Here is a 6,769-nt window from a genome sequence, read left to right on the forward strand (position 1 = left end):
TTACTGTCCTATTTTGATTTTAATTGACTATAAAATCGAAATTTGTCGTTGAGATTTCCATAACAAGCGTACCTCAAATTGAAAGGTTCAAATAAAAAGATCGTCTGAAAACCATAAGTTTTGGGTTTTCAAACGACCTTTTCGCTGATTCAGACAAATCAAATATCGTAAGTGGTCGATGCGGTATCGCCGCCTTTGCCTGTCCAGTTGGTGTGGAAGAATTCGCCGCGCGGTTTGTCGGTACGCTCGTAGGTGTGCGCGCCGAAGTAGTCGCGTTGGGCTTGCAGCAGGTTGGCGGGCAGGCGTTCGGTGGTGTAGCCGTCGAGGAAGGTAATCGCGGAAGCCATGCAGGGCATGGGGATGCCGCATTCGATGGCTTTGGCGACGACTTTGCGCCATGCGGGCAGGCAGTTTTCCAATACGCCTTTGAAATAGGGGTCGGAACCCAAGAACACCAAATCGGGATTGGCTTCGTATGCGTCGCGGATGTTGCCCAAGAACGCGCTGCGGATGATGCAGCCTTCGCGCCACAGAAGGGCGGTGTTGCCGTAGTTCAATGCCCAATCGTTGTTTTCGCTGGCTTCGCGGATGAGCATGAAACCTTGTGCGTAGGAGATGATTTTGGATGCCAACAGGGCTTGGCGCAGGGCTTCGACCCATGCGGCTTTGTCGCCGTCAACGGGGGTAACGGTTTTGCCGAACAAGCGGCCGGTTTGAACGCGTTGGTCTTTGAACGCGGATACGCAGCGGGCGAACACGGCTTCGGAAATCAGCGTCAGCGGGATACCTAAGTCGAGGGCGTTGATGCCGGTCCATTTGCCTGTGCCTTTTTGTCCGGCGGTATCGAGGATTTTTTCGACCAAAGGTTCGCCGTTTTCGTCTTTGTAGCCCAAAATCGCGGCGGTGATTTCAATCAGGTAGGAATCCAGCTCGGTTTGGTTCCATTCGCTGAAAATGCGGTGCATTTCGTCGTAGCTCAGACCCAAGCCGTCTTTCATGAATTGGTAGGCTTCGCAAATCAACTGCATATCGCCGTATTCGATGCCGTTGTGCACCATTTTGACGAAATGGCCTGCGCCGTCGCGGCCGACCCAGTCGCAGCAGGGTTCGCCTTGCGGGGTTTTGGCGGCAATGGCTTGGAAGATGGGTTTGACGGCAGGCCATGCGGCTTCGTCGCCGCCGGGCATGATAGACGGGCCGTGGCGCGCGCCTTCTTCACCGCCGGAAACGCCCGCGCCGATAAAGCGGATGCCTTTTGCCGCCAGCTCGTGCGTGCGGCGGGTGGAATCGGGATAGTTGGCGTTGCCGCCGTCAATAATAATGTCGCCTTGGTCCAAAAGCGGGACAAGTTGCTCGATAAAGTCATCCACGACAGAACCTGCGCGTACCATCATCATGATTTTGCGCGGTTTTTCCAGTTTATCCACTAAATCTTGCAATGAATAGGCACCGATAATGTTGGTGCCTTTGGCTGCGCCGTTGAGAAAATCGTCTACTTTAGCAGTGGTCCGGTTGTACGCCACGACTTTGAAACCGTGATCGTTCATATTCAAAATCAAATTTTGACCCATAACGGCCAAGCCGATGACGCCGATATCGCCTTTCATTGATGGAAGCTCCATTATTAATTTAATTTATCAGCCGTAACTCTATCTGATTTACAGAGGTTTAACAATCCTTAACTATCTAATTTTTTGAAAAGATGCCTTTACGTTGCGGACTTTGGCTGCGCGTTGGGAAACAAACTATAAATAAGATTTTAAATAATAAATGGATGATTATATTGAGTCGCGCATTTGTTTGTGTATAACTTTTATTCCTTTTTCAGTTCAATAAGTTGAATGCAGATTTTGAATGCGGATAAACTGCTGTTTGCCTTGTTTGCAGATGTGGATAATTTTGAAATCCGGTTTGGTTTTGTGTATAACTTTCCGGCTATACACACAGCCTGCCGGTTTTATACCGGGCTCAAACGGAACTGTCCGAAGAGATAAACAGTCCAATCGGTTTTCATGTTTCAGACGACCTTTTGTGTTTTTCAACCGCAGGTCTTCTGAAAAATATCTCAACTAAAAGGGAGCAGATATGAAATTTTCCTTTAGCTTAAACCTGTTGGTTGTTTTGGTTTTGGCAGCGTGCGCGCACCAGCCGATGCAGAAACCTGATGCCGCGCCTGTGCCGACGGCTGTGGATAACCGTGCGCCGGAACAAGGGACGGGGCTGACCGAGCAGAAATTGATCCGCGCCAAACATTATATGGCGGCGTCTGCCAATCCGTTGGCAACCGAGGCGGGATATGAGGTTTTGAAACGCGGCGGTAGCGCGATAGATGCGATGATCGCCATGCAGACCACGCTGGGACTGACCGAGCCGCAGTCTTCCGGTTTGGGCGGCGGTGCGTTTTTGGTGTATTGGGACAATAAGGCGAAAAAACTGACGACGTTTGATGCCCGAGAAACGGCGCCGAAAGCGGCAACGCCGGCGCTTTTCTTGGATGAAAACGGCAAGCCGATGGGCTTTATGAACGCAGTGGTCGGCGGCCGTTCGGTCGGTGTGCCGGGGATTCCGAAGCTGCTGGAAGATGTCCACAAGCGTTACGGCAAATTGCCTTGGGCAAGTCTGTTTGACAAACCGATTGCTTTGGCGGAACAAGGCTTTACCGTTTCACCGCGCATGGCGAAATCCATCGAGCAGAATCTGGAGCCTTTGAAACGTTATCCGCAAACCGCCGCGTATTTCCTGCCCGACGGCAAGCCTTTGGCAGCGGGAACGGTGTTGAAAAACCCTGAATTTGCCCGCTCCGTGCGTCTGTTGGCGGAAAAAGGCAGCGCGCCGTTTTATCAGGGGGCGCAGGCGCAGAATATTGTCCGTGCCGTTACCGGCGCTGTGGATAACCCCGGCAAAATCAGCATGGCGGATTTGAAAAACTACCGCGTTATCGAGCGCGAACCGGTTTGCGCGCCGTATCGTGAATACGAAGTCTGCGGCATGGGCGCGCCAAGTTCGGGCGCGATTGCTTTGGGCGAGATTTTGGGCGTCCTGCAAAATCAGGATATGAAGGCGTTGGGCGCGGAAAATATCCACAGTTGGCGCTGGATAGGCGATGCGTCGCGGATTGCGTTTGCCGACCGTGATTATTACGTCGGCGATCCCGCGTTTGTCAACGTCCCGACCCGTGCCCTGATTTCTCAGGCTTACCTGAAACCGCGTGCCGAAGAAATCCGCCAATCCGACAAGGCGTTGGAAAACATTCAGGCGGGTCGGGTCGGTAAGGCATACGCGCAGGGTATGGCGGTAGAGCTGCCGTCCACCAGCCATTTGGTGGTTGTGGATAAAGACGGCAACGTCGTGTCGATGACGACTTCGATTGAAAACGCGTTCGGCTCGGGACTGATGGCAAACGGTTATCTGCTCAACAATGAATTGACCGATTTTGCTTTCAACCCTGTCGGCGCGGACGGTAAAACGGTGGCAAACAGCGTGGCGGGCGGCAAACGGCCGCGTTCTTCGATGGCGCCGACCATTGTGATGAAAGGCGGCAAGCCTTATTTGGCGGTCGGTTCGCCCGGCGGCAGCCGCATCATCGGTTTCGTCGCCAAAACGCTGGTGGCGCATATCGACTGGGGCATGGACATTCAGGCGGCAATCTCTCTGCCGAATATGCTCAATCGCGGCGGCCAGTATGAAATCGAGGAAAAAACCGCTGCGACGGATAAAGCGATAGCATTGGAAAAACTGGGCTACAAAGTCCAAATCCGCGATTTGAATTCCGGCGTACAAGGCATTGTGATCGGCAAAGACGGTTTGCTCGGCGGTGCCGACCCGCGCCGCGAAGGTAAAGTCATGGGCGATTGATCACCGATCAGCTTGTGGATAAAAGGTCGTCTGAAATCCAAATTTGGGTTTTCAGACGACCTTTTTTATTGCTGGAGAAAAGCTATGGATAAAGTGTGTATAAAATTTGAGAAAAAATATAATCTTTTTATTTTTCAGAAGGATAGATTAGATAGCCATGTGGATAATCATGTCTGAAATATTGGCGGGAGATGGTTTTGTTTTATTGAAAGGTCGTCTGAAAACTTAAAACCAAGATTTCAGACGACCTTTATTCAATAAAAAGGCTGTGGATAAACAATCATCCACAACCTTTTTGTACGCTGTCTTATTTCAAGCCGCCGGCAGCTCGTGGAAGGCGGATGGCAAATTCTCATCGTCACCAAATTCCACCCATTCGTAAGCGGTTTCGTCCGCCAAAACCGCACGCAATAAGGCGTTGTTGATGGCGTGGCCGGATTTGTAGCCTTCAAATGCGCCGATAATCGGGTGTCCGACAATATACAAATCGCCGATGGCATCGAGGATTTTGTGGCGGACAAACTCGTCGGGATAACGCAAACCTTCCGGATTCAAAACGTCCATGTCGTCAATCACGATGGCGTTGTTCAAATTGCCGCCCAGCCCGAGATTGTGGGCGCGCATCATTTCTACTTCGTGCATAAAGCCGAAGGTGCGCGCGCGCGCGATTTCGTCGATGTAGGACTTGCCCGCGAAATCGATTTCAAAAGTGGGCGAGCTGCGGTTGAAAACCGGATGGTCGAATTCGATGGTCAGCGTCACTTTAAAGCCGTCATACGGCGTAAAGCGCACCCATTTGCCCGCCTCCTTGACTTCAACGGGCTTGAGGATTTTCAAAAACCGCTTTTGCGCCTTTTGATCGACAACGCCCGCATCTTGTAAAAGATAAATAAACGGCAGGCTGGAGCCGTCCATAATCGGGATTTCGGGCGCGTTTAACTCAATCAGCGCATTGTCGATGCCGTAGGCGGACAGCGCGGACATGATGTGTTCGATCGTGCCGACACGCACGCCTTTGTCGGTTACGATAGTGGACGACAGGCGCGTATCGTTGATGAGGTAAGGCGTAAGTTTGATGGTTTCGCCCATTTCGCCGTCCAAATCGGTACGGCGGAAAGAAATCCCGCTGTTTTCAGGCGCGGGGTGCAGGGTCAGCGCGACCCGTTCGCCCGAATGCAGCCCGACGCCGGTTACGCTGATGGATTTTGCCAAAGTTCGTTGCAGCATAAACCGCCTCCTTATTCAATAATTGGTTTGATGTTTGGATAATACGATAAAAAGGAAAAAATAATCCATTATTTTTAATAGTATTTGCTAATGTAGGTGTTTCAGAACCATAGATTTTTCAGACGACCCTTTGTACCGGTAAGTTTATCCACAATATGCCGTGTAATCCGAGTGGAAAAATCCGATTTTATCCACAGAAAAATTCAAACGATTACAGATTATCCGACTTTGTTCTCATAAAAAACAAAACTTGAACGCAGCCTTTAAATGAATCCAACAATTTGATTATACAATCAGTAATAAGGTTACCCACAAAACGGGGATACACTCATCACTATCATCATTTTTTAAATAATTACATATTAATTTTAAAAACAACCAAAATTTATCCCCAAATATGGGGACAAACCGTACCAATCTGCATTTTCAGACGACCTATTTCACGGTTTTTTTATTTAAATCAAACATTTTAAAAGTAGCATCGTGTAATTCTAGGTAGTAGTTTTATTTCAGGATACAATAGCCCTTATTGAAATTTATCCCTTTCCCTACTGACAGGAGTATCAAAATGAGCATCAAAGTAGCGATTAACGGTTTCGGCCGCATCGGCCGTCTGGCATTGCGTCAAATTGAAAAAGCCAAAGGCATCGAAGTCGTCGCCGTCAACGACCTGACCCCTGCCGATATGCTGCTGCACCTTTTCAAATACGACAGCACCCAAGGCCGCTTCCAAGGTACTGCCGAATTGAAAGACGATGCCATCGTGGTGAACGGCAAAGAAATCAAAGTCTTCGCCAATCCGAATCCTGAAGAATTGCCTTGGGGCGAATTGGGCGTGGACGTCGTCCTCGAATGTACCGGCTTCTTTACCAGCAAAACCAAAGCCGAAGCCCACATCCGCGCCGGTGCGCGCAAAGTCGTTATTTCCGCCCCCGGCGGCAATGATGTGAAAACCGTCGTATATGGCGTAAACCAAGACATTTTGGACGGCAGCGAAACCGTCATCTCCGCCGCTTCCTGCACCACCAACTGCCTCGCCCCGATGGCGGCAGTCCTGCAAAAAGAGTTCGGCGTAGTCGAAGGCCTGATGACCACCATCCACGCCTATACCGGCGACCAAAATACCCTTGACGCGCCGCACCGCAAAGGCGATTTGCGCCGCGCCCGCGCCGCCGCGCTCAACATCGTGCCCAACAGCACCGGCGCCGCCAAAGCCATCGGTCTGGTTATCCCCGAATTGAACGGCAAACTCGACGGATCTGCCCAACGCGTCCCCGTTGCCACCGGCTCGCTGACCGAATTGGTTTCCGTCCTCGAACGCCCCGTGACCAAAGAAGAAATCAACGCCGCGATGAAAGCCGCCGCCAACGAATCTTACGGATACACCGAAGATCAAATCGTTTCTTCTGATGTCATCGGTATCGAATACGGCTCGCTCTTCGATGCCACCCAAACCCGCGTGATGACCGTAGGCGACAAACAACTGGTGAAAACCGTTGCCTGGTACGACAACGAAATGTCCTACACCTGCCAACTCGTCCGCACTTTGGAATACTTCGCAGGCAAAATCTAAAAGATTTCGGATTGGGTAAACCAGTCTGTGGATAAGTAAGAGAAAAAGGTCGTCTGAAAATTTTTTCAGACGACCTTGTTTTTATAGTCAATTAAAATCAAAATAGGATAGTAA

At 50.5% G+C, this 6,769-nt stretch carries 4 protein-coding genes; 2 read left to right on the forward strand and 2 right to left on the reverse strand.

Annotated elements, in window-relative coordinates:
* Window positions 1-158 precede the first annotated feature (158 nt).
* A complete protein-coding gene (gene gnd, locus HMPREF2726_RS00370; protein WP_003766527.1) occupies window positions 159-1,607 on the reverse strand; it encodes a decarboxylating NADP(+)-dependent phosphogluconate dehydrogenase in 1,449 nt (482 codons plus the stop codon).
* A gap of 478 nt (window positions 1,608-2,085) precedes the next feature.
* Between gnd and ggt the strand changes: the two genes are divergently transcribed.
* Window positions 2,086-3,855 (forward strand): gamma-glutamyltransferase, encoded by a 1,770-nt coding sequence (gene ggt / locus HMPREF2726_RS00375; protein ID WP_009312557.1) that lies wholly within the window; start codon window positions 2,086-2,088, stop codon window positions 3,853-3,855.
* A gap of 312 nt (window positions 3,856-4,167) precedes the next feature.
* Here ggt and lpxC read toward each other — a convergent pair whose 3' ends face one another.
* Window positions 4,168-5,082 (reverse strand): UDP-3-O-acyl-N-acetylglucosamine deacetylase, encoded by a 915-nt coding sequence (gene lpxC, locus HMPREF2726_RS00380; RefSeq protein WP_009312558.1) that lies wholly within the window; start codon window positions 5,080-5,082, stop codon window positions 4,168-4,170.
* 568 nt (window positions 5,083-5,650) lie between these two features.
* On the opposite strand from lpxC, the gene gap reads away from it, so the two are divergent.
* Window positions 5,651-6,655, forward strand: a complete 1,005-nt coding sequence (gap, locus tag HMPREF2726_RS00385) for a type I glyceraldehyde-3-phosphate dehydrogenase (RefSeq protein WP_009312559.1) — start codon at window positions 5,651-5,653, stop codon at window positions 6,653-6,655.
* Window positions 6,656-6,769: the final 114 nt, after the last annotated feature.

Origin of the sequence: Neisseria sp. HMSC074B07 (genome assembly GCF_001810355.1) — a bacterium.
In the GTDB taxonomy this organism is placed as follows: Bacteria; Pseudomonadota; Gammaproteobacteria; order Burkholderiales; family Neisseriaceae; genus Neisseria.